General features: G+C 62.3%; 26 protein-coding genes, 1 tRNA gene and 1 pseudogene. 8 read left to right on the forward strand and 20 right to left on the reverse strand.

Translation table 11 applies throughout. The features are described 5' to 3' along the window. Positions 1 to 115: 115 nt before the first annotated feature. The 3 genes from proB to ACVIGA_RS22780 form a co-directional block, all read right to left on the reverse strand. Positions 116 to 1,258 carry a glutamate 5-kinase gene (proB, locus tag ACVIGA_RS22770; RefSeq protein ID WP_223977771.1) on the reverse strand — a complete coding sequence of 381 codons (1,143 nt, stop codon included), beginning with the start codon at positions 1,256 to 1,258 and terminating at the stop codon, positions 116 to 118. A gap of 91 nt (positions 1,259 to 1,349) precedes the next feature. Next, entirely contained in the window at positions 1,350 to 2,399 is a 1,050-nt protein-coding gene (obgE, locus tag ACVIGA_RS22775; protein WP_456668059.1) for a GTPase ObgE, read from the reverse strand. Between the two features lie 101 nt (positions 2,400 to 2,500). Then, on the reverse strand, positions 2,501 to 2,980 hold the full coding sequence (locus ACVIGA_RS22780; RefSeq protein ID WP_456668060.1) for a MaoC family dehydratase: 480 nt from the start codon (positions 2,978 to 2,980) through the stop codon (positions 2,501 to 2,503). A 197-nt stretch (positions 2,981 to 3,177) separates the two neighbouring features. Here ACVIGA_RS22780 and ACVIGA_RS22785 point away from each other — a divergent pair, with 197 nt between their 5' ends. Next, complete coding sequence (locus ACVIGA_RS22785) at positions 3,178 to 4,092, forward strand: DMT family transporter (protein WP_456668061.1); 915 nt, start codon at positions 3,178 to 3,180, stop codon at positions 4,090 to 4,092. A gap of 184 nt (positions 4,093 to 4,276) precedes the next feature. Here the strand turns inward: ACVIGA_RS22785 and ACVIGA_RS22790 are convergent, their stop codons facing one another. The 4 genes from ACVIGA_RS22790 to ACVIGA_RS22805 form a co-directional block, all read right to left on the reverse strand. Beyond that, positions 4,277 to 4,873: a GNAT family N-acetyltransferase gene (locus tag ACVIGA_RS22790; protein WP_456668062.1), complete on the reverse strand. Its 597-nt coding sequence runs from the start codon at positions 4,871 to 4,873 to the stop codon at positions 4,277 to 4,279. A 169-nt stretch (positions 4,874 to 5,042) separates the two neighbouring features. Next, positions 5,043 to 5,312 (reverse strand): 50S ribosomal protein L27, encoded by a 270-nt coding sequence (rpmA, locus tag ACVIGA_RS22795; RefSeq protein WP_024583287.1) that lies wholly within the window; start codon positions 5,310 to 5,312, stop codon positions 5,043 to 5,045. A 92-nt stretch (positions 5,313 to 5,404) separates the two neighbouring features. Continuing rightward, the gene (rplU, locus tag ACVIGA_RS22800; RefSeq protein ID WP_223977779.1) at positions 5,405 to 5,884 is read right to left on the reverse strand and encodes a 50S ribosomal protein L21; all 480 of its coding nucleotides are present in this window, start codon (positions 5,882 to 5,884) and stop codon (positions 5,405 to 5,407) included. Positions 5,885 to 6,138: 254 nt separating this feature from the next. Further along, entirely contained in the window at positions 6,139 to 7,089 is a 951-nt protein-coding gene (locus ACVIGA_RS22805) for a GlxA family transcriptional regulator (protein ID WP_456668063.1), read from the reverse strand. A gap of 124 nt (positions 7,090 to 7,213) precedes the next feature. Between ACVIGA_RS22805 and ACVIGA_RS22810 the strand changes: the two genes are divergently transcribed. Then, positions 7,214 to 8,017 carry an SDR family NAD(P)-dependent oxidoreductase gene (locus tag ACVIGA_RS22810; RefSeq protein ID WP_456668064.1) on the forward strand — a complete coding sequence of 268 codons (804 nt, stop codon included), beginning with the start codon at positions 7,214 to 7,216 and terminating at the stop codon, positions 8,015 to 8,017. A 99-nt stretch (positions 8,018 to 8,116) separates the two neighbouring features. After that, positions 8,117 to 9,274: an ROK family protein gene (locus tag ACVIGA_RS22815; protein WP_456668065.1), complete on the forward strand. Its 1,158-nt coding sequence runs from the start codon at positions 8,117 to 8,119 to the stop codon at positions 9,272 to 9,274. Between the two features lie 199 nt (positions 9,275 to 9,473). Here ACVIGA_RS22815 and ACVIGA_RS22820 read toward each other — a convergent pair whose 3' ends face one another. Next, entirely contained in the window at positions 9,474 to 10,337 is an 864-nt protein-coding gene (locus tag ACVIGA_RS22820) for an alpha/beta fold hydrolase (RefSeq protein ID WP_456668066.1), read from the reverse strand. Between the two features lie 212 nt (positions 10,338 to 10,549). On the opposite strand from ACVIGA_RS22820, the gene ACVIGA_RS22825 reads away from it, so the two are divergent. The 3 genes from ACVIGA_RS22825 to ACVIGA_RS22835 all read left to right on the forward strand — a co-directional run bounded on the left by ACVIGA_RS22825 (position 10,550) and on the right by ACVIGA_RS22835 (position 12,870). Continuing rightward, a tRNA-Ser gene (locus ACVIGA_RS22825) sits at positions 10,550 to 10,639 on the forward strand. Between the two features lie 493 nt (positions 10,640 to 11,132). After that, complete coding sequence (locus ACVIGA_RS22830; RefSeq protein ID WP_456668067.1) at positions 11,133 to 11,447, forward strand: GrlR family regulatory protein; 315 nt, start codon at positions 11,133 to 11,135, stop codon at positions 11,445 to 11,447. A 112-nt stretch (positions 11,448 to 11,559) separates the two neighbouring features. Beyond that, a complete protein-coding gene (locus ACVIGA_RS22835; protein ID WP_456668068.1) occupies positions 11,560 to 12,870 on the forward strand; it encodes a DUF4238 domain-containing protein in 1,311 nt (436 codons plus the stop codon). A 37-nt stretch (positions 12,871 to 12,907) separates the two neighbouring features. Here ACVIGA_RS22835 and ACVIGA_RS22840 read toward each other — a convergent pair whose 3' ends face one another. The 6 genes and pseudogenes from ACVIGA_RS22840 to tnpB (ACVIGA_RS22865) form a co-directional block, all read right to left on the reverse strand. After that, complete coding sequence (locus ACVIGA_RS22840) at positions 12,908 to 13,339, reverse strand: hypothetical protein (RefSeq protein ID WP_456668069.1); 432 nt, start codon at positions 13,337 to 13,339, stop codon at positions 12,908 to 12,910. Then, positions 13,324 to 13,620 (reverse strand): AbiTii domain-containing protein, encoded by a 297-nt coding sequence (locus ACVIGA_RS22845; protein WP_456670864.1) that lies wholly within the window; start codon positions 13,618 to 13,620, stop codon positions 13,324 to 13,326. Before ACVIGA_RS22845 ends, ACVIGA_RS22840 begins: the two co-directional genes overlap by 16 nt. Next, positions 13,557 to 13,826, reverse strand: coding sequence for a hypothetical protein (locus tag ACVIGA_RS22850; RefSeq protein ID WP_456668070.1), 270 nt, complete (start codon positions 13,824 to 13,826; stop codon positions 13,557 to 13,559). Before ACVIGA_RS22850 ends, ACVIGA_RS22845 begins: the two co-directional genes overlap by 64 nt. An 11-nt stretch (positions 13,827 to 13,837) precedes the next feature. After that, complete coding sequence (locus ACVIGA_RS22855; protein WP_456668071.1) at positions 13,838 to 14,068, reverse strand: hypothetical protein; 231 nt, start codon at positions 14,066 to 14,068, stop codon at positions 13,838 to 13,840. Between the two features lie 42 nt (positions 14,069 to 14,110). Then, positions 14,111 to 15,646: an IS66 family transposase gene (gene tnpC, locus ACVIGA_RS22860; protein ID WP_456670865.1), complete on the reverse strand. Its 1,536-nt coding sequence runs from the start codon at positions 15,644 to 15,646 to the stop codon at positions 14,111 to 14,113. Positions 15,647 to 15,740: 94 nt separating this feature from the next. After that, positions 15,741 to 15,959: pseudogene (gene tnpB, locus ACVIGA_RS22865) on the reverse strand (IS66 family insertion sequence element accessory protein TnpB); the annotation flags it as partial. A 143-nt stretch (positions 15,960 to 16,102) separates the two neighbouring features. On the opposite strand from tnpB (ACVIGA_RS22865), the gene ACVIGA_RS22870 reads away from it, so the two are divergent. Then, positions 16,103 to 16,540: a hypothetical protein gene (locus tag ACVIGA_RS22870; RefSeq protein ID WP_166202962.1), complete on the forward strand. Its 438-nt coding sequence runs from the start codon at positions 16,103 to 16,105 to the stop codon at positions 16,538 to 16,540. Here the strand turns inward: ACVIGA_RS22870 and tnpC (ACVIGA_RS22875) are convergent, their stop codons facing one another. The 6 genes from tnpC (ACVIGA_RS22875) to ACVIGA_RS22900 all read right to left on the reverse strand — a co-directional run bounded on the left by tnpC (ACVIGA_RS22875) (position 16,541) and on the right by ACVIGA_RS22900 (position 19,806). Continuing rightward, positions 16,541 to 18,124 (reverse strand): IS66 family transposase, encoded by a 1,584-nt coding sequence (tnpC, locus tag ACVIGA_RS22875; protein WP_166215215.1) that lies wholly within the window; start codon positions 18,122 to 18,124, stop codon positions 16,541 to 16,543. Between the two features lie 99 nt (positions 18,125 to 18,223). Continuing rightward, positions 18,224 to 18,574 (reverse strand): IS66 family insertion sequence element accessory protein TnpB, encoded by a 351-nt coding sequence (gene tnpB, locus ACVIGA_RS22880; RefSeq protein ID WP_166202960.1) that lies wholly within the window; start codon positions 18,572 to 18,574, stop codon positions 18,224 to 18,226. Continuing rightward, positions 18,571 to 18,972: an IS66-like element accessory protein TnpA gene (gene tnpA, locus ACVIGA_RS22885; RefSeq protein WP_414643311.1), complete on the reverse strand. Its 402-nt coding sequence runs from the start codon at positions 18,970 to 18,972 to the stop codon at positions 18,571 to 18,573. The genes tnpB (ACVIGA_RS22880) and tnpA (ACVIGA_RS22885) overlap by 4 nt, the downstream gene beginning before the upstream one ends. 125 nt (positions 18,973 to 19,097) lie before the next feature. Next, positions 19,098 to 19,229 carry an IS66 family insertion sequence element accessory protein TnpB gene (gene tnpB, locus ACVIGA_RS22890; protein WP_456668072.1) on the reverse strand — a complete coding sequence of 44 codons (132 nt, stop codon included), beginning with the start codon at positions 19,227 to 19,229 and terminating at the stop codon, positions 19,098 to 19,100. Between the two features lie 135 nt (positions 19,230 to 19,364). Continuing rightward, positions 19,365 to 19,619: an IS66-like element accessory protein TnpA gene (tnpA, locus tag ACVIGA_RS22895; protein ID WP_456668073.1), complete on the reverse strand. Its 255-nt coding sequence runs from the start codon at positions 19,617 to 19,619 to the stop codon at positions 19,365 to 19,367. Positions 19,620 to 19,665: 46 nt separating this feature from the next. Next, complete coding sequence (locus ACVIGA_RS22900; protein WP_456668074.1) at positions 19,666 to 19,806, reverse strand: hypothetical protein; 141 nt, start codon at positions 19,804 to 19,806, stop codon at positions 19,666 to 19,668. Positions 19,807 to 20,757: 951 nt separating this feature from the next. Here ACVIGA_RS22900 and ACVIGA_RS22905 point away from each other — a divergent pair. Further along, entirely contained in the window at positions 20,758 to 21,261 is a 504-nt protein-coding gene (locus tag ACVIGA_RS22905) for a hypothetical protein (protein ID WP_456668075.1), read from the forward strand. Positions 21,262 to 21,275 lie beyond the last annotated feature (14 nt).

Raw genomic sequence — 21,275 nt, forward strand, 5'->3', positions numbered from 1 at the left:
CGGCTTTCGATTAAGGCCATGTTCTAGCATGGCAATTGAGGGGTGGCGAGGCGCGGAACCGGCATGGCAGGTGGGCGGCAGGCCGTCCCGCTCGGCCAATGGCCTACTCGATGGCCTACTTGGCCGGGATCGCGCCGGCCGGGCCGATCACGAGGTCGTCGCGGTGGATCATCTCCGAGCGTCCGCTGATGCCCAGAATGGCCATCACGTCCGGCGAGGAGCGGCCCTTGATCTTTTCGGCATTCTCGGCGTCGTAGGCGACGAGACCGCGGCCGATCTCATGGGTGTCGGGGCCGCGCACCACCACGGCGTCGCCGCGGGCGAACTGGCCGTCGACCCGGATCACGCCGGCTGGCAGCAGGCTCTTGCCGGCGCGCAGCGCCGCCACTGCACCGGCATCGATGGTCAGCGTGCCCTTCGGCTCGAGCGAGCCGGCGATCCAGCGCTTGCGCGCCGTGACGGGATTGGCCGGGGTCAGGAACCAGGTGCAACGGCCGCCGTCGGCGATCGCCTGCAAGGGATGCTCGATCTTGCCGGAGGCGATCAGCATGTGGGTGCCGGCGGTGGTCGCGATCTTCGCGGCCTCGATCTTGGTGGTCATGCCGCCGCGCGACAGTTCGGAGCCGGCCGAGCCGGCCATCCCCTCGATCTCCGAGGTGATGCTTTCGACCACCGGGATCAGTTTCGCATCGGGATCGACCGCGGGCGGCGCGGTGTAGAGGCCGTCGATATCGGACAGCAGGATAAGCAGATCCGCGCTCGCCATGGTGGCGACGCGGGCGGCGAGGCGATCATTGTCGCCGTAGCGGATCTCGGTGGTCGCGACCGTGTCGTTCTCGTTGATCACGGGCACCGCGCCCCATTCCAGCAGTTTGGCGATGGTCGAGCGCGCATTGAGATAGCGGCGGCGCTCCTCGGTATCCTGCAAGGTCACGAGGATCTGCCCGGCGCCGATGCCGTGATGGCCGAGCACTTCCGACCAGGTCCGCGCCAGCGCGATCTGGCCGACCGCGGCGGCAGCCTGGCTCTCCTCGAGCTTCAGCGGGCCGCGCGGCAACTTCAGGCGGCTGCGGCCGAGCGCGATCGAGCCCGACGACACCACCATGACCTCGCAGCCGCGCTTGTGGAGCTTTGCGATGTCGTCGACCAGCGCGGCAAGCCAGGATGCGCGGACTTCGCCGGCCTGCGAGTCGACCAATAGCGACGAGCCGACCTTGACGACGATGCGGCGAAAGTTCTTGAGCGCGGGGCGTTTCATGGGTTTGGTCTGGCAAGAAGGTGGGGGCAGTATGCGCCACGAGGTGGCTGGGAAGTGCTTGTGAGGCGCAGGCGTTGTTCGGACTTGCCGTTCAACCCTGCGGCAGCGGCGTCGCCCACGGTTCCGACTGAGCCTTGGCCTTGTTCGACACCGGCGCCTCGCCGATCACCTCGACCAGCGCGCGCAGCGCGTCCTGCACGCCTGCGCCGGTCACGCCCGAGATCAGCAGCGGCGTCTTCTTCGCTGCCCGCTTGAGGCGGTCCTTCTGCTTCTTCAACTCGTCCGGTTCGACCGCGTCGATCTTGTTGAGCGCGACGATCTCGATCTTGTCGGCGAGATGGCCTTCGTAGGCTTCAAGCTCGGTGCGCACCGTCTTGTAGGCCTTGCCGGCATGCTCGCAGGTCGCATCGACCAGATGCAGCAGCACCCGGCAGCGCTCGACATGGCCGAGGAAACGATCGCCGAGGCCCGCGCCCTCATGCGCGCCTTCGATCAGGCCGGGGATATCGGCGAGCACGAATTCGCGGCCGCCGTAATTCACGACGCCGAGCTGCGGATGCAGCGTGGTGAAGGGATAGTCGGCGATTTTCGGCCGCGACGCGCTGACCACCGACAGGAAGGTCGATTTGCCGGCGTTGGGCAGGCCGACCAGGCCGGCATCGGCGATCAGCTTCAGCCGCAGCCAGATCCAGCGCTCCTCGCCCGGCGCGCCGGGATTGGCGTTGCGCGGCGTGCGATTGGTGGAAGACTTGAAATGCGCATTGCCGAAGCCGCCATTGCCGCCTTCAGCCAGCACGAATTTCTCGCCGAGTTCGGTGAAATCGTGCAGCAGCGTCTCGCGGTCCTCGTCGAACACCTGGGTGCCGACCGGCACTTTCAGCACGATCGATTTGCCGTTGGCGCCATGGCGGTCCTTGCCCATGCCGTTGGTGCCTTTTGGCGCCTTGAAGTGCTGCTGATAGCGGTAGTCGATCAGCGTGTTCAGCCCGTCGACGGCCTCGATGATGACGTCGCCGCCGCGGCCGCCATTGCCACCGGAGGGGCCGCCGAACTCGATGAATTTCTCGCGCCGGAACGCGACGCAGCCGTTGCCGCCGTCGCCGGAGCGAATATAGACCTTGGCTTCATCGAGGAATTTCATGATCCGTACTAGTTAAGGCAGGCCGGTCCCTGCGGCAACCCGCAAGCGCGCCGACTTCGGCGAAAAGCCTTAATTTTCGGGCCTTTTTGCGGCCCTTGGCGCTAAACAGGGCGCCGCCGGACCAGGAATTTCTGCATCCCCTCCAGCACCAGCTCGCGGCGCTGGTTGTGCACGGTCGAGCGCAGCGTTACGACGCCGGTGGTCTTACCCGGGACGAGCTCGATCACCTCCAGCGCCGGGTAGATGGTATCGCCGGCATAGACCGGTTTCAGGAACTTGCTCGACTGTTCCAGGAAGCCGATCAGCGATTCCTCCACGACATAGGGAAACAGCCCGGCGCCGGGTGCGGTGTGCACCAGGGTCTGGAAGCCGTGCGCGAGCAGGTCCGGCATGCCGCGCGTGCGGCAATATTCGACGTCGTAATGGATCGGATGGGTGTCGCCGCTGGCGGTCTGGAACGCCGCGAATACCGCCGAGGTCTGGGTCCGGCTCGGAATCACGAAGCGCTCGCCGAGCACGAAATCCTCGAACCACCGCTGCGCGGGGACCATGCGATGCTGGGTGGGGTCGAATTCACTCATGCGGCGTTTCCTGCTCTTTTTGTGCCGGGGGCAGGCTACCGGTATCGCAGCGATGCAGGTGCGGCAATCCGTTCAATTCGTCTTGCCCGGGCTTGTCCCGGGCATCCACGTCTTTAAAACCGGACGACCGGGCATGGGCGAGCGGAAGCAACGCAGTCGTTCCGGCTGTGCCCGGCAATAACGAAGAAACGCAAGTCATGAGCCTGTTCGCAAAACTGTCCTCCTACGACGATCGATCGGCGCGGCTTGCCGGCATTGGCCTGATGCTGCTGTCGATCTTCATGTTCTCGTTCGGCGACGCGATGGGCAAATTCCTCGTCGCCACCTATTCGGTCGGGCAATTGCTGTGGCTGCGCGCCTGCGCGGCGTTGCTCGTGCTGCTGCCGATCGTGTGGAAGCGGCGCGCGGATTTCTTGCATCTGGAGCGGCCGTGGCTGCAATTGCTGCGCGTCACGTTGTCGACGCTGGAGGTCGCGGCGTTCTTCCTGGCGACCGTCTATCTGCCGCTCGCCGACGTCATCACCTACTATTTGGCCGGACCGATCTTCGTCACCGCGATGTCGGGCCTGGTGCTCGGCGAGCATATCGGCTGGCGGCGCTGGACCGCGATCCTGGTCGGCTTTTGCGGGGTGCTGATTGCGCTCAGGCCATCGGCGCAGACCATCAGCTGGCCGGCGATGATCGCGCTTGGCGGCAGCCTGTCGTTTGCGGTGCTGATGCTGATCACGCGCTCGCTGCGCGCGACGCCCGACATCGTGCTGGCGACCACGCAATTCGGCGGCACGTTCATGCTGGGCCTCGTGCTCTCGCCGATCGGCTGGGTGACGCCATCGGCCGGCAGCCTCGTGCTGTTCTTTACCGCCGGCATCATCTCGGTCGCGGCGCTGCTGTGCGTGAACCGCTCGCTGAAGCTCGCGCCGGCGAGCGTGGTGGTGCCGTACCAGTATTCGATGATCGTGTGGGCGGTGATCTTCGGCTTCGTGGTGTTCGGCGACGTGCCGTCCTGGGCCACGATCATCGGCGCCGCAATCATCATCGCGGCCGGCCTCTACATCTTCGTGCGCGAGCAGCAGCTTGGGCGCACGGATTCCGCGATCAATCCGCCGGCGTGATTCTTACCCTCCCCTGGAGGGGGAGGGTCGCTGGGCAATGTAGCGGAGCGGAATGCGCAGCGGGGTGGGGTGACGGTCTCTCCACTCGGACGCTGCCCGAGTTGAGAGACCGTCACCCCACCCCGTCTCACATTTCGCTGCGCTCAATGTGATCCGACCCTCCCCCTTCAGGGGAGGGTGAGCCTCAGCTCTCCCGCCGGGTCGAGTTGTTCCAGCTCTTCAGCGAAGCCCAGACGCCGCGCGACAGCCGGAAGGCGTCGACCGGGCTCGATGAGCCCAGCGACTCGAAGCGGTGCAGCTCGACGCCGCTCCACTGGAAGCCGCACTTCTCGAGGATGTTGCGCGACGACGGGTTGACGACGCGGGCGCCCGCGATCAGCTGGTCGAGGTCGAATTCCTCGAAGAAATAATCGATCACGGCGCGCGCGGCCTCGGTGCCAAAACCCTGGCCCCAATGGTCGACGCCGAGCCAGTAGCCGAGTTCGGCCGCGGTCTCCTCGCGCCAGTTGATGCCGACCATGCCGATCGGCGTGTGATTGTTCTCGATCAGGAAAACGGTTTCGCGTCCGCCGGCGCCGAGCGCGCGCACGAAGTCGATGGCGTCGTCCTGGGTATAGGGATGCGGCAGGCGGCGGGTGTTCTCCGCGATGCGGCGATCATTGGCGAGGCGTGCGATTGCTTTTACGTCCGCGAGCGTCGGCTTGCGCAAGGTCAGCCGTTCGGTCTCGAGGACGCAAGCTCTTGCCTCGCGCAAGGTCGGCGTCGGGATGTCCTGCAACATGTCGAGCTCCTGTGATGCGACAATCGGTACGCAACGCTTGGAACGTCACGCGCGGTCGAACCGGATCGCGCGCAACGAAAAGGGGAGGCCGGTCATCCCGCCTCCCCTTAGAGCCCTTTACGACTCCGCCGGTTCAACAGGACCCGGCGGACTCATGTGTGTCCACCGTCTACTCGGCCGCCTCCGCCATCGGAATAACCGAGATGAATGTGCGGCCATTGGCTTTGGCACGGAACTCGACATGACCCTCGACCTTGGCGAAGAGAGTATGATCGGTGCCCATGCCGACATTAAGGCCAGGATGCCAGGTGGTGCCGCGCTGACGCGCGATGATGTTTCCGGGGATCACGCGCTCGCCACCGAACGCCTTGATGCCAAGGCGCTTGCCCTTGGAATCACGTCCGTTGCGCGATGAACCGCCTGCTTTTTTATGAGCCATAGCTCGTCTCCGACTTCGCTTTGATCTCTAGATCAATTCCTTGACGGAATCATTTCACGTTTTGTCACGCTTCAAATCTGAAAGCGCGACGATCACTTCTTCTCGCTCTTGGCCGCGGCCTTCTTGGCCGGAGCCTTTTTCGCGGCCGGCGCCTTTGCGGGCGCCTTCTTCTTGGCCGCCTTCGGTGCTGCGTCCTCGCCATCATCGGCGGGCGCTGCGACCTTTTCCTTCTTCGGCCGCGGGCCGACGGTCGGCTTGGCGTTATCGGCGAGGATCTCGGTGATGCGAAGCACCGTGAGCTCGTCGCGATAGCCGCGCTTGCGGCGTGAATTCTTGCGGCGACGCTTCTTGAACGCGATCACCTTGGCGCCGCGCTTGTGCTGCAGCACTTCGGCCGCAACGGTGGCGCCTGCCACGGTGGGCGTTCCCAGCACCGGCGTGTCACCGCCGAGCACCAGAACTTCGCCTAGCTGCACGATCGTGCCGACATCGCCGGCGATCTTGCCAATCTCGAGTACATCATTCGGAACGACACGGTACTGCCGGCCGCCGGTTTTGATGACTGCGAACATCGTTTGATTCCTTCGTGTTCGGTTCCGGCCTCGGACGGTTAGCCCGGGTCGGCTTTTTGTTCAGTCGCTATGGGTTATGTGTTTCGCGCGAAGGGAATGAATTCCCAAACTGGATCGCACAAAAACAATCGGCGCGAGAAAACTCCGCGCCGGATGGGCGGACTTATAGCTGCTGACGACGCGGAGTCAAGGTAAAGCAGGGCAAAAACCGGCCAAAATGAAGGGTTTGGCGCGATTTTGGCCTGGATTGCCCCTCAGGCCGCGGTCTTTGCCGCGGCCCGCGCGTGCCGGCGGATGGTCTGGGGCGGCTGGCCCAGCACCCGCAGGAACGCCCGCCGCATCCGTTCCCGATCGGCAAAGCCGGTCTCGACGGCAATTTCGTCCATCGAATGGCGGCCATCGCCGATCAGTTCTCTGGCGGACTCGACCCGGAGCTGCTCGATCGCCTTGGCGGGCGACTGGCCGGTCTCGGCGCGGAAGGCGCGGCTGAACTGGCGCGGACTGAGCCGCGCCACCTCGGCCAATTCCTCGACCGAGAGCTCGTTGCGCAGATGCGCCTTGGCGTAGTGGAGGGCGTTCTGGATGCGGTCGGATTTCGGGTCCAGTTCGAGCAGTGCCGAGAACTGCGACTGTCCGCCGGTGCGGCGGTGATAGACGACGAGCTTGCGGGCCACCGAACGGGCGACCTCGACGCCCAAATCATGCTCGATCATCGCCAGCGCCAGATCGATCGTCGCGGTCATGCCGGCCGAGGTCCAGATCGGCCCGTCGACAATGTAGATGCGGTCCTGCTCGACCTTGAGCCCGGGAAATCGTGCCTGCAATTCCGGGGCGAATTGCCAGTGCGTGGAAACGCGCCGGCCGTCGAGCAGGCCGGCTTCAGCCAGTGAGAAGGCGCCGATACAGGGCGCGGCGATGCGCTGCGATGTCGTCATGGCGCGTCGCATGTAGTCGATCAACTTCGGAGATGCCGGATGAAGCTCGTGGCCGGCGCCGATGAAGACCGTGTCGAAGCTGCGATCGCCAAAGGCTTCGGTTTCGACATTGAAGCCGGCGGAGGACCGCACCGGGCCGCCATTCTCCGACAGCAGCGTGACCTCATAGAACGGTGCGCCCGCGATCAAATTGGCGACCTCGAAGGCCGTGATGGCGGTGAAGCCCATCACCTGGAACTCCGGGAAGACGACGAAGCCGATCTCCTGCATGGAACTCTCCAACCGCAGTCTGTGTCCTAAAAAGGTGTATATATGACATTTGAGACATGCAAGGGGGCCTGTAGAACCTGAGCAACGGCCAAGTCCGGCCGTTCAGGTCAAACAGGAGACCAACATGACCAAGTCAGCCAAAGGGACGGCGCTCGTTACCGGTGCGTCGTCCGGAATCGGTGCCATCTACGCGGACCGGCTCGCACGGCGTGGCTACGATCTGATCCTCGTTGCACGCAACCGTGAGCGCCTCGATGGGCTCGCCAAGCGTCTCGCGACGGAGACAGGCCGATCGATCGAGATCGTCGCCGCCGACCTCGCCAAGCGCGGCGATGTTGCACGGATCGAATCCATTCTGCGCAGCAACGAAGGCATCAGCGTGCTGGTGAACAACGCCGGCGTCGGTGCCACAGCGCCGCTGCTCGCATCCGATGTCGACAAGATGAGCGACATGATCGCGCTCAATGTCGACGCGTTGATGCGCCTCACCTATGCGGCGGTGCCGGGATTCGTCGCGCGCGGCGGCGGAACCATCATCAACATCGCCTCGGTCGTCGGCGTTCAGCCGGAACTGCTCAACGGCGTCTACGGCGGCAGCAAGGCCTTCGTGTTGGCGCTGACCCACTCGCTGCAGCACGAGCTGAAGGACAAGAACATTCGCGTCCAGGCCGTGCTGCCGGGTGCCACCGCCACCGAGTTCTGGGACATCGCCGGCACGCCGGTCGCGCATCTGCCCGGCGAGATCGTGATGAAGGCCGAGGACATGGTGAACGCTGCGCTGGCCGGCCTCGACCAGGGCGAGGTCTTCACCGTCCCGTCGCTGCCGGAGGCTGCCGATTGGCAGGCCTATGAGGCGGCCCGGCAGAAGCTGATGCCGAACCTGTCGCGCAGCACGCCCGCGGCGCGCTACGGGGTGAAGGCGGCCTGACGCCCCCTGCGATCATTGCGTCCCACGCAGGCCGAGCGCGGGACGCAACCATTTGAGTTCCCGGTCGTTAGTGCTGGGAATCTCAAGCGGGCAGGGCGAATGGCCGAAGACACCGGACTGACCACGGGAATCGCGCACCACGGTGCCGCGCGGCTGCCATCCGTCGACATCGACAGCTTCAACATCGAGCTGAAGGACGACGATGGTTTTCTCGGCGATCGCGCCTCCAAGGGCGCTTTCCGCAAGATCCTCGACCGCTGGCGCAAGCCGCTGCGCAAGTCGGACGAGGATCCGTTCGGCGACGAGCCGTCGGACCAGATCAGCAAGAAGAAGCTCGACGAATTGCTGGTCGGCGACGACACCGAGGCCTCCGCGGTCGTGCACAGCGCGATCGAGGAATTTGCGCAGGAGCTCGCCTATGTGACGCGGCGCTTTCTCGGCACCAAGGCCTGGGCCAAGACCGAGCGCATTGTGGTCGGCGGCGGCTTTCGCGACTCCAGGCTCGGCGAGCTCGCCATCGCGCGCACCGACATCATCCTGAAGTCGGAGGATTTCAAGGTCGACCTGGTGCCGATCCGCTTTCATCCCGATGATGCCGGGCTGATCGGAACGCTGCATCTGGCGCCGTCGTGGATTTTCGAGGCCCATGACGGCATGCTCGCCGTCGATATCGGCGGCACCAATATCCGTTGCGGCGTCGTCGAGACGCGCTGGAAGAAGGCGCCCGATCTCTCCAAGGCCACGGTCTGGAAATCGGAGCTGTGGCGCCATGCCGACGACGAGCCGACGCGTGAAGGCGCGGTGAAGCGGCTGGTGAAGATGCTGAAGGATCTGATCACCGCCGCCGAGAAGGAGAACCTCAAGCTCGCGCCGTTCATCGGCATCTCCTGTCCCGGCGTCATCAACAAGGACGGCTCGATCGAGAAAGGCGCACAGAATCTGCCGGGCAATTGGGAGAGCAGCAAATTCAACCTGCCGGCGAGCCTGGTCGAGGCGATCCCGCAGATCGGCGATCATGACACCGCGATCGTGATGCATAATGACGGCGTGGCGCAGGGACTGGCCGAGGTGCCGTTCATGCAGGATGTCACGCGCTGGGGCGTGCTGACGATCGGAACCGGGCTCGGCAATGCCCGCTACACCAATCGCAAGAAGGACAACGGCAAGGACGACAAGAAGGCCGAGAAAAAGGACAAGGACGACGAGGGCGAAAAGGGCGAGAAGAAGGCCAAGAAAGCCAAGAAGGCTGACGCCTGAGCGCCCTTGGGCGCAGCCGATCGCCCGGTAAGGTTGATCGGTTAGGTTAAGATCGGGTTCGCGTTGCCGTTTGGGCCCCGGCCGCTACCGTGAAGGCGTCGCTCCCGCCGACCGGCGAAGCCGCACTTCCCGGCCGGCAATATTGAGAAGCGGCACGGGACCGCCAGTTTTTGTCGCGTCCTGGCGGTCCCACCAATTTCTACTTCCAATTGATCCGCCCGAAGAAGCCGGCGATCTCGGCGGCGGCGCGGTCGGGGTCCTCGCGATGCGGGAAGTGCCCGACATCGGGAAACATCTTCAGGTCCAGATTCGAGAAGGTCTCGCCCAGCCGGTCGGTCCAGGCATAGGGAAACAGCGGGTCGTGCTCGGCCCAGCGGATGCATGTCGGCAGCGTGATCGGCGGCAGGACGGGCGCTTCGCCCTGCATCATCTTCACGCGCCCTGCATGCGACGCGCGATAATGCGCGAAGCCGCCGGCGAGGTTGCCCGGCTTGTAGAAGTTGTCGGCGAAGTCCTCGATCACGTCGTCGAACGCGGCCTTGCGATGCGTCCAGTTGTGCAGGAAATGGCCGATGTAAGTACGGCAGGTCTCTCTGTTCGCGCCGACCAGCGCGGGCGCCATCTCCATCTGGTGGAACGACTGGTACCAGATGTGGTTCAGCCGGTCCGGCGCGGCCATCCGCGCCCCAATGCCGGGATAGACGAAATCGAAGAAGAACAGCCCGGCGATGCGTTCCGACGCCTTGCGGGCGAGCGGCTGCATCACCGCGCCGCCGACGTCGTGGCCGACCACGCCGGCCTTGTCGATCCCCAGCGCATCCAGCAGCGCCAGCATGTCGTCGGTATGCTGATCGGGGCCAAACGAGCCTTGCGGCTTGTCGCTGTCGCCGAAGCCGCGCAGGTCGGGCGCGATCAGGGTGTAACGGTCGGCGAGCCGCGCCATGACCGGCTTCCAGGTCAGCCAGAATTCCGGCCAGCCGTGCAACAGCAGCAGCGGCGGCCCGTTGCCGGTCCGCGCGACGTGGAACGCCGCGCCATTGGCTCGAATCGTCACATGCTCCATGGGTCGCTCCTGCTGCTTTTGCTTCGCCCGCGCGCCGATCGAACCCGAACCGTCCCGCTAGGGCTTTGTTTCCGCGCGCTTTCTTGCGCCACCCCGGTGCCTCGCTGGGGCGAAGCCTCGGCGACGGAAATATTATTGCAGCGCCTTGTCTGTCCCGCCATCCTCGCCTAGAACACGCCCGAGCGCGGGTGGTGCAAATCACCTGGGCCGCTGGAGAGGTGGCAGAGTGGTTGATTGTACCGCACTCGAAATGCGGCATAGGTGCAAGCCTATCGGGGGTTCGAATCCCCCCCTCTCCGCCACGTAGTCTCGCTAGCAAGACCGAGAAGAGATTGCGGCGCGAATTCCGCGACACAGCCGCGGATTTCGGCCCATAGAATGCCGTCAAGGTAACCTCAGAGCCAAAAACCTTACGCGAAAAGGCGAACCCCGGAGACCATTCTCTGAACGGCGTGTCGCCGGTGGCTTCGCCAACCGTACTCGTAGTTCGAATCCCACTCTCTCCGCCATACACAATTGATTTCATTAATACTTTAGCGATTTTCGGATCAAAACCCCCGGATAAACATCGAAGCGGCGAGGCTTCGGATGGGAGGCCGTTTCCTTGGGCCCCCACGAGCCGTCGAGGGAGACCTTAGCGGCTTTTGCGTTTGGCGCTATTTGCAAAGAAACGGCCGAGCGGGCAGGGGCTGACCAATAAGTAACCTGTCCGCTTTGGCACGCAGGCACACCTATTGCTATTGCGTCGACTCCGCGACTCACTGCAGGTTGCAGGTCTAGCAACCGGAGATTCTAATGCTTCCCAATGGCTTTTATGTTGTCCAATTCAGAACCCCGAAAGGGGTCGGCGCTGGCGTCTTGACGTTGGCCGATGGCCAGCTTCGCGGTGGTGATTCCGCCATCATGTATACCGGGACCTATTCCCAAGACGGCGACAAGTTCAGCGCTCAGGTTTCCACCAAACGGCACACGCAAGGGCTGCCATCAGTCTTCGGCGTAGACGCCATCACGATCACTCTGACTGGCAAATCTTCAAACGGGACAGCTTCCTGCACCGGATCGGCGGATGGCGTCACGTTCCAGGCTGATCTGCACCGGGTTAGCGACTAACATCCGCTCAACAGCATCAGTATGCCGTCCAAGGACTTGAATTGGCGCTTTCGTTGCCGTCCGCGCGAAGATCGCGCGGAGTTTGTGCTTGCGCTTCTCTAGTTGCGTGGTCATGACCGCAACCACAGCGTACCGAGAAAATCATTACGTTGCCCAATGGTATCAGCGTCGCTTCTTGCCTGCCGTTGGTGAGAAGAAGTTTTACTATCTCGATCTTAAGCCCGACCAATTTCGCGATCCCAACGGAGTACTGCGTCAGAAGAAGGCTGTGAACCGGTGGGGCACTGATAGGTGCTTCAAGGAGACGGATTTATATACCACTCGTTTTGGTACTTGGGAGTCCACCGAAATCGAGCAATTCTTCTTCGGAAGGGTCGACACCAAGGGCAGAGACGCAATCGAATATTTTGCTAACTTCACCCATCCTGGAGCAGACGAGACCGCCTTCCAAAATCTTCTCAACTACATGAGCGTGCAGAAGCTTCGAACCCGGAAGGGGCTTGCCCAGCTCGCCGCCATGACTGGCATGCGTGACCGAAACGCAGTGCTGTTGGCAATGCAGCAGCTGCAAAATCTATATTGTGCGATCTGGACGGAAGCGGTCTGGGCTCTGGTCGACGCCACTCAGACGCAGACAAAATTCATCATCTCTGATCACCCGGTCACCGTATACAATCGTGATTGTTTTCCAAATTCCCATTGGTGCCGGGAATTTCGCGATCCAGATATCCGCAGCGTAGGCACCCATACGATTTTTCCGCTCAGCCCGACCGGAGCGTTGGTTCTCACAAATCATTCGTGGGTCCGAAATCCTCATGCCTCAGCTATCAAGTGGCGGCCGAACCCAAACCTTTTTCGCTCGGCCATCTTCTATTATCCGGGCATCCAAACCGGACGCGAGCTCACCGAAGTCGAGATCAACCAAATCAATTTCGTTATCAAGAAACGTGCCTATCGGCACGTGGCGGCGGCTGAGGAAGCATGGCTATACCCTGAGCGCCGTATTCCTTCGGAACATTGGCGTAAACTGGATGACCGATATTTACTAATGCCCGATCCGCGTTCGGTCACGGTGAGCGAGGAAATCATCATCGGCTATGATGATCGGCGGGCCGACGCTTTTGACTCATATGGTCGTCGACCGGGACAGCGCGGCTTTAAAGACGAACGCCTTGCGGAGCGTGAGCGAAAAACCCACTACGCATTTCAGGGGGAATTCACCCGCATGTTTGGACCCAAGCGTCGTGGCATATCGGACAGGTTCGGGGCGCTCGACAAAACCGAGGACAGCCCTGAGTTTCATCGATGGCATCTTAGTCTCGAACAAAAGATCCTTAGACCGGGGACCACCGCAAAACTCAGCAATAGAGCTAAAAAGAGGAAACAGCGGAACGAGCACCGAAAGATTATGAACCCGCGATGATTTTGCCAGCTTTAGGATTGCGCGTCCCATGAACTGATCATGTCGGTATTCCCGTTCCAAATATTTGATGAAGCAAGCTGACGATGCCAGTCGAAACTAATCCACCGGCAGCCTTAGCAACAACTTTCTCCAACTCCCCAAGTGCAGTACGCAGAAGGGACTGATCTGAGTTTGCAAGGTGACGTTCGATTTTATCGAGCACAGTGGAGAGCTCTGATGGATCAACACCCTCGTCTCGCAGCGTTGAAGAATGCGATCTCACTTGAGAAATGAGATTCTTGACCTGCTCGACATTGAGTGGCGTATTCATAATATTGCCGGCGGAATTTGCTACTCCAAGATTTCCAGCAAAATTGGTGATCGTGCCGATATGGAAAGCAACCGGGTTAGTTGCCGCGATCTTCCTCTCATCAGGACTAAAGGTCATTCCTTCACCCACCACTCCCTTTTTCTCTAATTCGATCGCCAATCGAGCACGAGATTACGCACGGCGTCGACAATGTGCGCCAGGGTCCCCGCTGAAAAATCAACTCCGGCCCGCGCCACATTGCGCCCGACCATGTTCGAAAGGGCGCCTAACTGCTCTGGAGTATATGGCATATGGAGGCTGCCGCCGTCGGATTTCGCGTTCAGCGCGACTTCAATTGAGGCGAGAGACTCTGATATCGAAACCTCAGATGCAATATCTAGGATTGCAGGGTCAGGCCGTCGCCGCGCGTGGCCATGATGGGCAGGAATGCGTCTTCCAATTTCTGCATTGCCGAGGAAGACTCATCCTTCACATCGACAGTGCCGGAAACTGTGACGGGGATAAGCTTAGTGTAGACATTCTGGTAAAACGCGGCGCGATTGCGTGCGCCGGACCTTGCCCATTTCACCAAACCCTCAACATCACCAAGATCAGCGAACGCCATCGCGATGGCATCTCTCGCCTGACCATTGAATTTTTCAGGCATGTCATTTTCTCCTAGAGCGCATCCAATGCTCGCCTCTTGGCATTGCACAGCGTTGCAAATTCGCTGACATCGATTGGCTCTCCCCGGAAATACCGAGTGGCGCGGTCCTCAGTCATCGCATTAAGTACAGCGAGGTCGATGATGCGGAGACGCTGCTCGATGGATACATCTCGACCTCCATGAGCCTCCTCCAGCGCTCCGATCAGTTGGTTAGCGCGGCGCGCGGCGAGCGTTGTACGCATCCGGTCAGCACCCCGGGCAGGCGCGCCAGTCAGCCGTGGCGGTCAGGCGGCAGCCGCTCTGGACTGTTGGGTCGCCTTCCAATTCCACGGGAGCAGGTCGGCGACTTTGTTGACGGGGTGATCTGGAAGCCTGGCCAACACATCCGCGAGCCAAGCTTGCGGATCAACGTCGTTCATCTTGCAGGTTTCGATCAGGGTATAGACGGCGGCGGCGCGATGGCCGCCGGCATCAGAACCGGCGAAGGTCCAATTTCGTCTTCCGACAGCCACACCGCGTAAGGCTCGTTCGGCAGCGTTGTTCGAGAGGCAGACGCGACCATCGTCCAGGAAGCGGGTGAACGCCGCCCAACGGTTGAGCAGGTAGTTGATCGCCTTTGCAGTATCGTTGCCTGATGAGAGCAAGGTTCGCTGCTGACGCATCCAGATTTCGAGATCGGCGACGATCGGCCTCGACTTATCACGACGTACCGCAAGCCGCTGTTCCGGCGTTTTGCCGTTGATGGTGCGCTCGATCTCGAACAGGATATCGATGCGTCGCACGGCCTCGCTGGCAATCGGCGCCTCTCCAGATTTCGCCAGGTCGAAGAACTTTCTGCGGCCGTGGCTCCAACAGGCCGCTTCAAGGATCGGAGCTGGCTTCCTTTGGGCCTTGTAGAGCTGGTTATACCCATCGAAGGCATCGGCCTGCATGAGGCCGACATAGCCGGCAAGATGGCTTTGCGGGTGTTCTCCAGCCCGGTTGCGTGAGTAGTAGAACAGGGCCGCCGGCGGATCCGTGCCGCCAAACGGCCGGTCATCGCGAACGTAGGTCCAGATCCGGCCGGTAACCGTCTTGAGCTTGGCCAGCACCGGCACCGTCGTATCGTCGGCGTGGATGCGTTCCGCGCTCATGACGTGGATCCGGATCGCCTCAATGATGGGATCGAGTGCGACCACGCAGGCGCCGATCCGATCCGCCAGGGTCGAGACGTCGATCTCGATCCCTTCGCGGGCATAGGTCTTGCTCTGTCGGTTCAACGGCTGGTGCAGCAGGAACTTGTTGACCAGCACCATCGCCAGCAGGCTCGGCCCGGCAAAGCCTCGCGGGATCGGATGGGAGGGCGCCGGCGCCTCGGTGATTGCCTCACAATCCCGGCAGGAGAACTTTTCGCGGACATGCTCGATAATCTTCCAGCGCCGCGGCTCACATTCCAGGGTCTTCGATACCACCTCGCCGAGCTTGTGCAGTCGCTCGCTGCCGCACTTGCCACATACGCAAGGAGCGGGTTCGACGATGCGTTCGATCGGTAGATTGTCCGGCAACGGACGTCGCGGCGGCCGTGGATTTTGCACGCGCTGCTGTTTGGCGGCTTCCGGCGCTGCGAGCTCGGCCTTGGTTTCCTGCTCAGCCTGGGTCTCTTCAAGATCCTCGATGGCGAGTTCGAGCTGCTCGACCAGCAGCTTGCCGCGCTCAGAAGATTGCCCGAACTGTTCTCGCCGTGCCTTGGCCAGCATCAGCTTCAGCCGCTCGATCTCCAGCCGGCCGACGGTCACCTCGCTCTTCGCCAGCGTCAGCTGCTCGCGCTGCGCAATGATCATCGCGTGTGCTGCGGCAAGGTCGGTGGGAAGCGGATCGGCGGGCGTCGTCACGAGGACGAATCAACCATATTCGTCGCAAAAAATCCCGCTCGATTTAACCGGAAGCCTGTGGACGCCAGGTTGCCTGCGGCATCCGCCAATCAATTCCGGAGAGGAGATAGGATAGCTGCGCAACGCTGATCGTCACAACGCCGTCCGCCATTGATGGCCACAAAAAGCGGCCTCGCTCCAGCCGCTTCGTGAACAGACACGCGCCTTGGCCATCATGCCAGATGATCTTGATCAGGTCGCCGCGGCGGCCTCTAAAAACATAGAGATCGTGAGCGTCACGAGAGGATCACGGGTGCCTGGGCTTGACTTGCGCGGAATGCTCTGGATAGCGCGGTCGGGATGATTGACGCCGCCGGCGCGCGGTGATGGGTTGATCCCGGTTCGGAGCGGGCAACGGGGATCAGAATGACCAGCGAGTCGCAGCTGCGCGAGAAGCTTCGGAAGATCGAGGCGTTGTTCGTGGGGGCCGGAACTGCTGGTGAGCGCCTTGCAGCGGAAGCCGCGCTGCAGCGGGTGCGGGCCCGGGTCGAGGAACTTGCTCGCCACGATCCACCGATCGAACAGCAATTCTCACTTCCCGACCAGTGGTCTCGGCACCTGTTTCTGGCGCTTTGCCGCCGATATGGGCTGCGGCCGTTTCGTTATCGCCGACAGCGACGTAACACGGTGATGGTCCGTGCGTCACGGGGCTTCGTTGATCGAGTCCTGCTGCCCGAGTTCACCGAGCTGGAGGGTGCGCTGCAAGTGTATCTGCACGAGGTAACGCTGCGCGTGATCCGCGAAGAGATCTACGACGACGCCAGCGATGCGCAGGAAGTTCCCGACGCCGTGCCGTCGAACTGATCAAGCGGCGAGCTTTGGCTCCGAACCATCGCGCTCGGCTTTCCAATTCCACGGCAGCAGCGTGTTCAGCTGATTGATCTTGGTACGTCCGGAGACGATGCGCTCGAGAACATCAGTAAAATAGTGCCGTGGGTCGATGTCGTGAAGCTTTGCGGAGTTGATGAGTGATGCGAGAGTGGCCCAGGTTTCGGCGCCGCCCTCACTGCCTGCGAACAGATAGTTTTTCTTTCCCAGCCCGATCGGCTTGATGCTGCGTTCGACCGTATTGCTGTCGATCTCGATGCGCCCATCATCGATGAATCGCGTCAGGCCGTCCCAATGGTTGAGGGTGTAGCGGATCGCCTTGCCAAGGCCGGATTTCTTCGAGACTTCCAGCAGTCGCGCCTCGAGCCAGGGCTTGAAGTCCTCGATCAGCGGTCTGGTGTCGGATTGTCGCACCGCAGCTCGCTGCGTCGCCGGCAAACCGCGAATGCGATCCTCAATGGCGTAGAACATCGCGATCCGCTGCAGCGCTTCCGCGGCAATCGGCGATTTCGTCGCGATGTGGACGTCCCAGAACTTCCGCCGCGCATGCGCGAAGCAGAACGCCAGTTGTACCAGACGGCCGCCGTTTTTAATCAGCCCCTTGTACCCGGCGTAGCCGTCGACCTGCAGGATGCCGTCGTAGTCTCCAAACAGCTGCCTGGCGCGGATTGCCTTGCGATCCTCGGCGAACACGTAGACTACTGCCGGCGGCGCCGGGCCGCCCCACGGGCGGTCGTCGGTGGCGATCGCCCAGAACTGGCAGACTTTGGTTCTGCCACGGCCGGGATCGAGAACTGGCAGCGGCGTCTCGTCGGCAAACAGCCGCGGGTAGGACATCACTGCGCGGCGCAACAGCGCGTGAAGCGGCTTCAGCCACCAGGCGACGCGGCCCATCCACGAGGCCAGCGTTTGCCGGTCGAGCGTGATGCCTTGGGCGGCAAACATCTGTTCCTGGCGATACAGCGGCAGCTGGTAGCCGTATTTCATCACCGCGACGTGGGCCAGCAAGGCTTCCGTCACCATTCCACCGTCGATCGCCTGGGCCGGCGCGGGTGCCTGCAGAACACCCTGGCGGCATCCCCGGCAGCCGTACCGTGGACGCATGATGCGCTTGACCCGGTACTGCATCGGAATGACGTCGAAGGCTTCCTTGACGGTCTCCCCGATCTTGTGCAGCTGCTCGCCGCAGCAAGGGCAGATGTGGCTCTCGATATCGATCACGACATCGATGCGCGGCAAATGCTCCGGAAGCTTCCCCCGGTTGCGTCGCGCCGGTCGCTTTCCACGGCCCTCCGCTCCGTCAGGCAGCCTGCCTCCGGTCACGTCGTCGTTGGCGGCGGCACGAACCGCCTGTGCCCTGATGGTGAAGAGAGACAGCTGTCCGATATCCAGTGTCTCGGAGCGCGGACCGAAGATCGTGCGCTTGTACTGGGACAGGATCATCAGGAGCTTGTCGTTCTCCTGGATCGCAGCGTCGCGTTGGGCGATCGCTGCATCACGCTCGGTCGCCAGCGTGCTGCATTCCTCCGACAACGCCGCAAGCCGTGACGATAGCGTCATCACGGCTTGTCGGAGCAATGCTGGATCGGAAGGCAAATCACTCATGCAGAGCGATTCTACAACAACTCCGCATGAGTGACGAACGACTCTTGATAATGATCAACCAGCTCGCATCGGCTGATCCACAACTCGCATCGGCACACGCTTCCAGTCCGAGCCATCGAGCAGCACCGAGAGCTGAGCATGAGATAGCGACATGACGCCTTCCTTGATCGGCGGCCAGGTGAACTGCCCCTCGATTCTTTTGTAGTAAAGGACAAGGCCGCTTCCATCCCAAGTCAGGATCTTCACGCGATCTCGGCGCTTGGAGCGGAAGACATAAAGTCCGCCGTCGAACGGATCGGCTCCAAAGGCCTCGCTCACCAGCATCGCCAGCGAGTCCATGCCGCGGCGGAAATCGACCGGCTGCGTCGCAATCCAGATCGACAACCCAGCTCGAAGCCCGATCATCGACCAACCGTCCCGACCGCCGCCAGCACCTCGCACAGTGCCTCCCGGTCGACTGTCCCCCTGACACGGATGCGAATCGCGCCGACCTCGATCTCGATCGCCGCCTGCTCCTCACTCGGGCGCCCACAGCCGGTGATCGCGATCGGCACAAAGCCAGGTGGCATGCCTCTGTCCCCGCGCTCCGCGACCTGCGCCCGCGTAGCCTGGCGACGCCAGAGAAACAACAGGCTTGGACTGATGTCGTGTCGCCGCGCCACTGCGGACACGCTTGCACCCGGCGCAAAACTCTCCGCAACAATCGCCGCCTTCGCATCGGTCGACCAGCGCCGACGTCGGCCCGTCCCGGTGATGATCTCGACACGCTGCAGCGTGTCGGCGCCGTGTTCGAGGATAGGCATATGCCTATCCTTATCGCTATCCTTACGACTATCCTTTGACATTGTGACCTCGCGACAAACCATTCCGCGAGATCTTCCTAGCCGACCAGATCAACCCTCAGCGCGTGGTCTCCGCATGACGCTCACTAGAGATCACCGGCATGCGGATCACGCTTCAAACTCTCCTGGACCAGACGCGCGAGGCTCGGGAAGCCGCGGCGCATATCGGTGTGGCCGGTCGCAAGCCACACCCGCACATTACCCGGTATGGCAATCATCGGCGCTCAAGTACCTCGAGGACCCGCGCCAGCGCTTCTGGATCGACGTGCGAATCCACTCGGATCCGTCGCCGGTTACCGAGGTCGATCTCGATCAATCCAATACGCGCGGCCACTACAGACCGCCCTCGGCTATCACCCGCAGGTAAGAGCTTCGGAGTCCTCCGCCTCCGTGGCGGCGATCTGCACCGGCGCAAAAGACGGTGCGACCGGCTCGGATGTCCGCGCTTGACGACGCCAGGTGAACACCAGGCTGGCCGCTACTCCGTTGCGACGTGCAACCGCTGTCACTTTTGCGCCCGGCGCCAACGTCTCCTCGACAATCCGTGCCTTGTCATCCTGCGACCAACGCCGCCGACGCTCCAGCCCGCCCAAAACCTCGACCCGCATCGCCTGATGACCTTAAAGCTAGACTTAAGGTCACACGCTTGGCGAATTACAGCGTGTCAGACAAGACGGCGCCCGCCGGATGCGTACCGAGCGTTCTTCCATCCAGATCATTCAACGTCAGCAAAGTGGTCTTGCCACTATTCGTTGACTTGTCAGAAGTACCCGCGTCGAAGTGATCGATGCTCATTCGATACGTCCCTGCTAACCGGCCGGTATCTACGACGTAGTTTGCACAAGGCGATCGTAACCTTAAGTTGTAGCCATGAAAATCTAAATCCATAGGGCGCGTCGGGGGTTTAAATCGAAATGTGATCTATCGCGTTGATTATATTGACAGTTAGGCGGACGGACTGTCCGCCGCCGGGTGTTATCGGGAGGCTCCGGGGGCGCAGCAATCGAGGGCCGCGCGGTGGGGAATAAAAGTTGCGTTGATTGGCGCGCGTGCTGCGAGGAGAGCGGAACGAGCGTCTCGGAAGGCGTTCTTTCGGCCGTCTCGCGAATCGAGTTCCCCTAAAAGCGCTTTTTCCGCAGTCCTCCCCCGTCTCGCGCGAGACGGTTAGGCGAGACGACAGCAGGGAAACCTTTATAAAACGGGCGTCTCTCGCGAGACGGTCGCCTACGACGGGGAAGACCCTCGGTCCCCGTAAGTAGTCGTCTCGTCTCGATCCCTTCTCTTAGGAGACGATCTTCGAGACGAGACGGTCCCTGAACGCGCCCGCTGAGCGTCAAGGCCGCCCGCGACGATTGACGTTGCAGCCGAGGCCGAGGAGGCGGGTCTATTCGGCGGACGGCTAAGGAGGCCGGGGCCAAGGCGAACTCTACCGGACAGCCTTTGCACAAGTCGGCGAGGGGTCCGAGGGCTGCCGGGCCGCCCGCCTATCCCTTAGAATCATGCGGCCCTCGTTTCGCCTTCCCGGTCCCGCTCGGCTGCTTTTCTACGGGGGCCGAGCGCGGTCCTCGGCAACGGCGATGGCGGGGCGGGAAGCTTAAAGGTTCTTCTCCCGCTCCTCGGCCCGCCCGGTCTTAGTCAAATTCCAATGCCCCCGTTCCTTCTTGACCAACCGCTGGGCCTGCAAGTCATGCATCGTACGCTCAACGAGCGACTTGTTTGGGTCCCGGTCGCTCAAGTAGCGCGGATATGAGGTCCTTCGCCATCGCGGTCGCGTGCCTGCTCGCCGCGGGCAGCGCGCTCGCCGGCGAGCGAAGCGTGTACACGCCGACCAAGGGCCCGAAATGCATCGACGGGTCGCGGAAGTACGAAGACGATTGGTCGTGTCCCGGACCCGCGGGCTACGCGGTCGAATTCAGCGACGAAGGCAATCTTGCCGCCGTCTCCATCCGACCATCGGGGCGGAAGGCCGGCGCCTCCTACGTTTTTCGGGGCCGGGGCCGGATATTCGGTGACGTGGTCGACTGGCGCCTCGTCGACGACACGCCGACCTCCGCCGTGCTGCGCGTCTGGCGCGCCGTCATCCAGACGGACGGAGCGGAGACGGAAATCCAGGAGCTCGCGGTCTTCAAGGTCACACCGCAGGAATTCTGCCGTGTCGCCTCCGTCGATGCGCGGCAGCCCGCCGCCAACGAAGCCGCGCGACGACTGGCGAGCGAGGCAGCCGGGATGCCGTGCCGGTCCGACAACTAGCCCGTCCTATTCGT

It is taken from the genome of Bradyrhizobium sp. USDA 3240 (genome assembly GCF_054063295.1).

Bases quoted from the DNA above. Each gene is read 5' to 3' on its own strand.
- proB (WP_223977771.1), bottom strand. From the start codon at position 1,258: ATGAAACGCCCCGCGCTCAAGAACTTTCGCCGCATCGTCGTCAAGGTC.
- obgE (WP_456668059.1), bottom strand. From the start codon at position 2,399: ATGAAATTCCTCGATGAAGCCAAGGTCTATATTCGCTCCGGCGACGGC.
- ACVIGA_RS22780 (WP_456668060.1), bottom strand. From the start codon at position 2,980: ATGAGTGAATTCGACCCCACCCAGCATCGCATGGTCCCCGCGCAGCGG.
- ACVIGA_RS22785 (WP_456668061.1), top strand. From the start codon at position 3,178: ATGAGCCTGTTCGCAAAACTGTCCTCCTACGACGATCGATCGGCGCGG.
- ACVIGA_RS22790 (WP_456668062.1), bottom strand. From the start codon at position 4,873: ATGTTGCAGGACATCCCGACGCCGACCTTGCGCGAGGCAAGAGCTTGC.
- rpmA (WP_024583287.1), bottom strand. From the start codon at position 5,312: ATGGCTCATAAAAAAGCAGGCGGTTCATCGCGCAACGGACGTGATTCC.
- rplU (WP_223977779.1), bottom strand. From the start codon at position 5,884: ATGTTCGCAGTCATCAAAACCGGCGGCCGGCAGTACCGTGTCGTTCCG.
- ACVIGA_RS22805 (WP_456668063.1), bottom strand. From the start codon at position 7,089: ATGCAGGAGATCGGCTTCGTCGTCTTCCCGGAGTTCCAGGTGATGGGC.
- ACVIGA_RS22810 (WP_456668064.1), top strand. From the start codon at position 7,214: ATGACCAAGTCAGCCAAAGGGACGGCGCTCGTTACCGGTGCGTCGTCC.
- ACVIGA_RS22815 (WP_456668065.1), top strand. From the start codon at position 8,117: ATGGCCGAAGACACCGGACTGACCACGGGAATCGCGCACCACGGTGCC.
- ACVIGA_RS22820 (WP_456668066.1), bottom strand. From the start codon at position 10,337: ATGGAGCATGTGACGATTCGAGCCAATGGCGCGGCGTTCCACGTCGCG.
- ACVIGA_RS22830 (WP_456668067.1), top strand. From the start codon at position 11,133: ATGCTTCCCAATGGCTTTTATGTTGTCCAATTCAGAACCCCGAAAGGG.
- ACVIGA_RS22835 (WP_456668068.1), top strand. From the start codon at position 11,560: ATGACCGCAACCACAGCGTACCGAGAAAATCATTACGTTGCCCAATGG.
- ACVIGA_RS22850 (WP_456668070.1), bottom strand. From the start codon at position 13,826: ATGCCTGAAAAATTCAATGGTCAGGCGAGAGATGCCATCGCGATGGCG.
- ACVIGA_RS22855 (WP_456668071.1), bottom strand. From the start codon at position 14,068: ATGCGTACAACGCTCGCCGCGCGCCGCGCTAACCAACTGATCGGAGCG.
- tnpC (WP_456670865.1), bottom strand. From the start codon at position 15,646: ATGATCATTGCGCAGCGCGAGCAGCTGACGCTGGCGAAGAGCGAGGTG.
- ACVIGA_RS22870 (WP_166202962.1), top strand. From the start codon at position 16,103: ATGACCAGCGAGTCGCAGCTGCGCGAGAAGCTTCGGAAGATCGAGGCG.
- tnpC (WP_166215215.1), bottom strand. From the start codon at position 18,124: ATGACGCTATCGTCACGGCTTGCGGCGTTGTCGGAGGAATGCAGCACG.
- tnpB (WP_166202960.1), bottom strand. From the start codon at position 18,574: ATGATCGGGCTTCGAGCTGGGTTGTCGATCTGGATTGCGACGCAGCCG.
- tnpA (WP_414643311.1), bottom strand. From the start codon at position 18,972: ATGCCTATCCTCGAACACGGCGCCGACACGCTGCAGCGTGTCGAGATC.
- tnpB (WP_456668072.1), bottom strand. From the start codon at position 19,229: ATGATTGCCATACCGGGTAATGTGCGGGTGTGGCTTGCGACCGGCCAC.
- tnpA (WP_456668073.1), bottom strand. From the start codon at position 19,619: ATGCGGGTCGAGGTTTTGGGCGGGCTGGAGCGTCGGCGGCGTTGGTCG.
- ACVIGA_RS22900 (WP_456668074.1), bottom strand. From the start codon at position 19,806: ATGAGCATCGATCACTTCGACGCGGGTACTTCTGACAAGTCAACGAAT.
- ACVIGA_RS22905 (WP_456668075.1), top strand. From the start codon at position 20,758: ATGAGGTCCTTCGCCATCGCGGTCGCGTGCCTGCTCGCCGCGGGCAGC.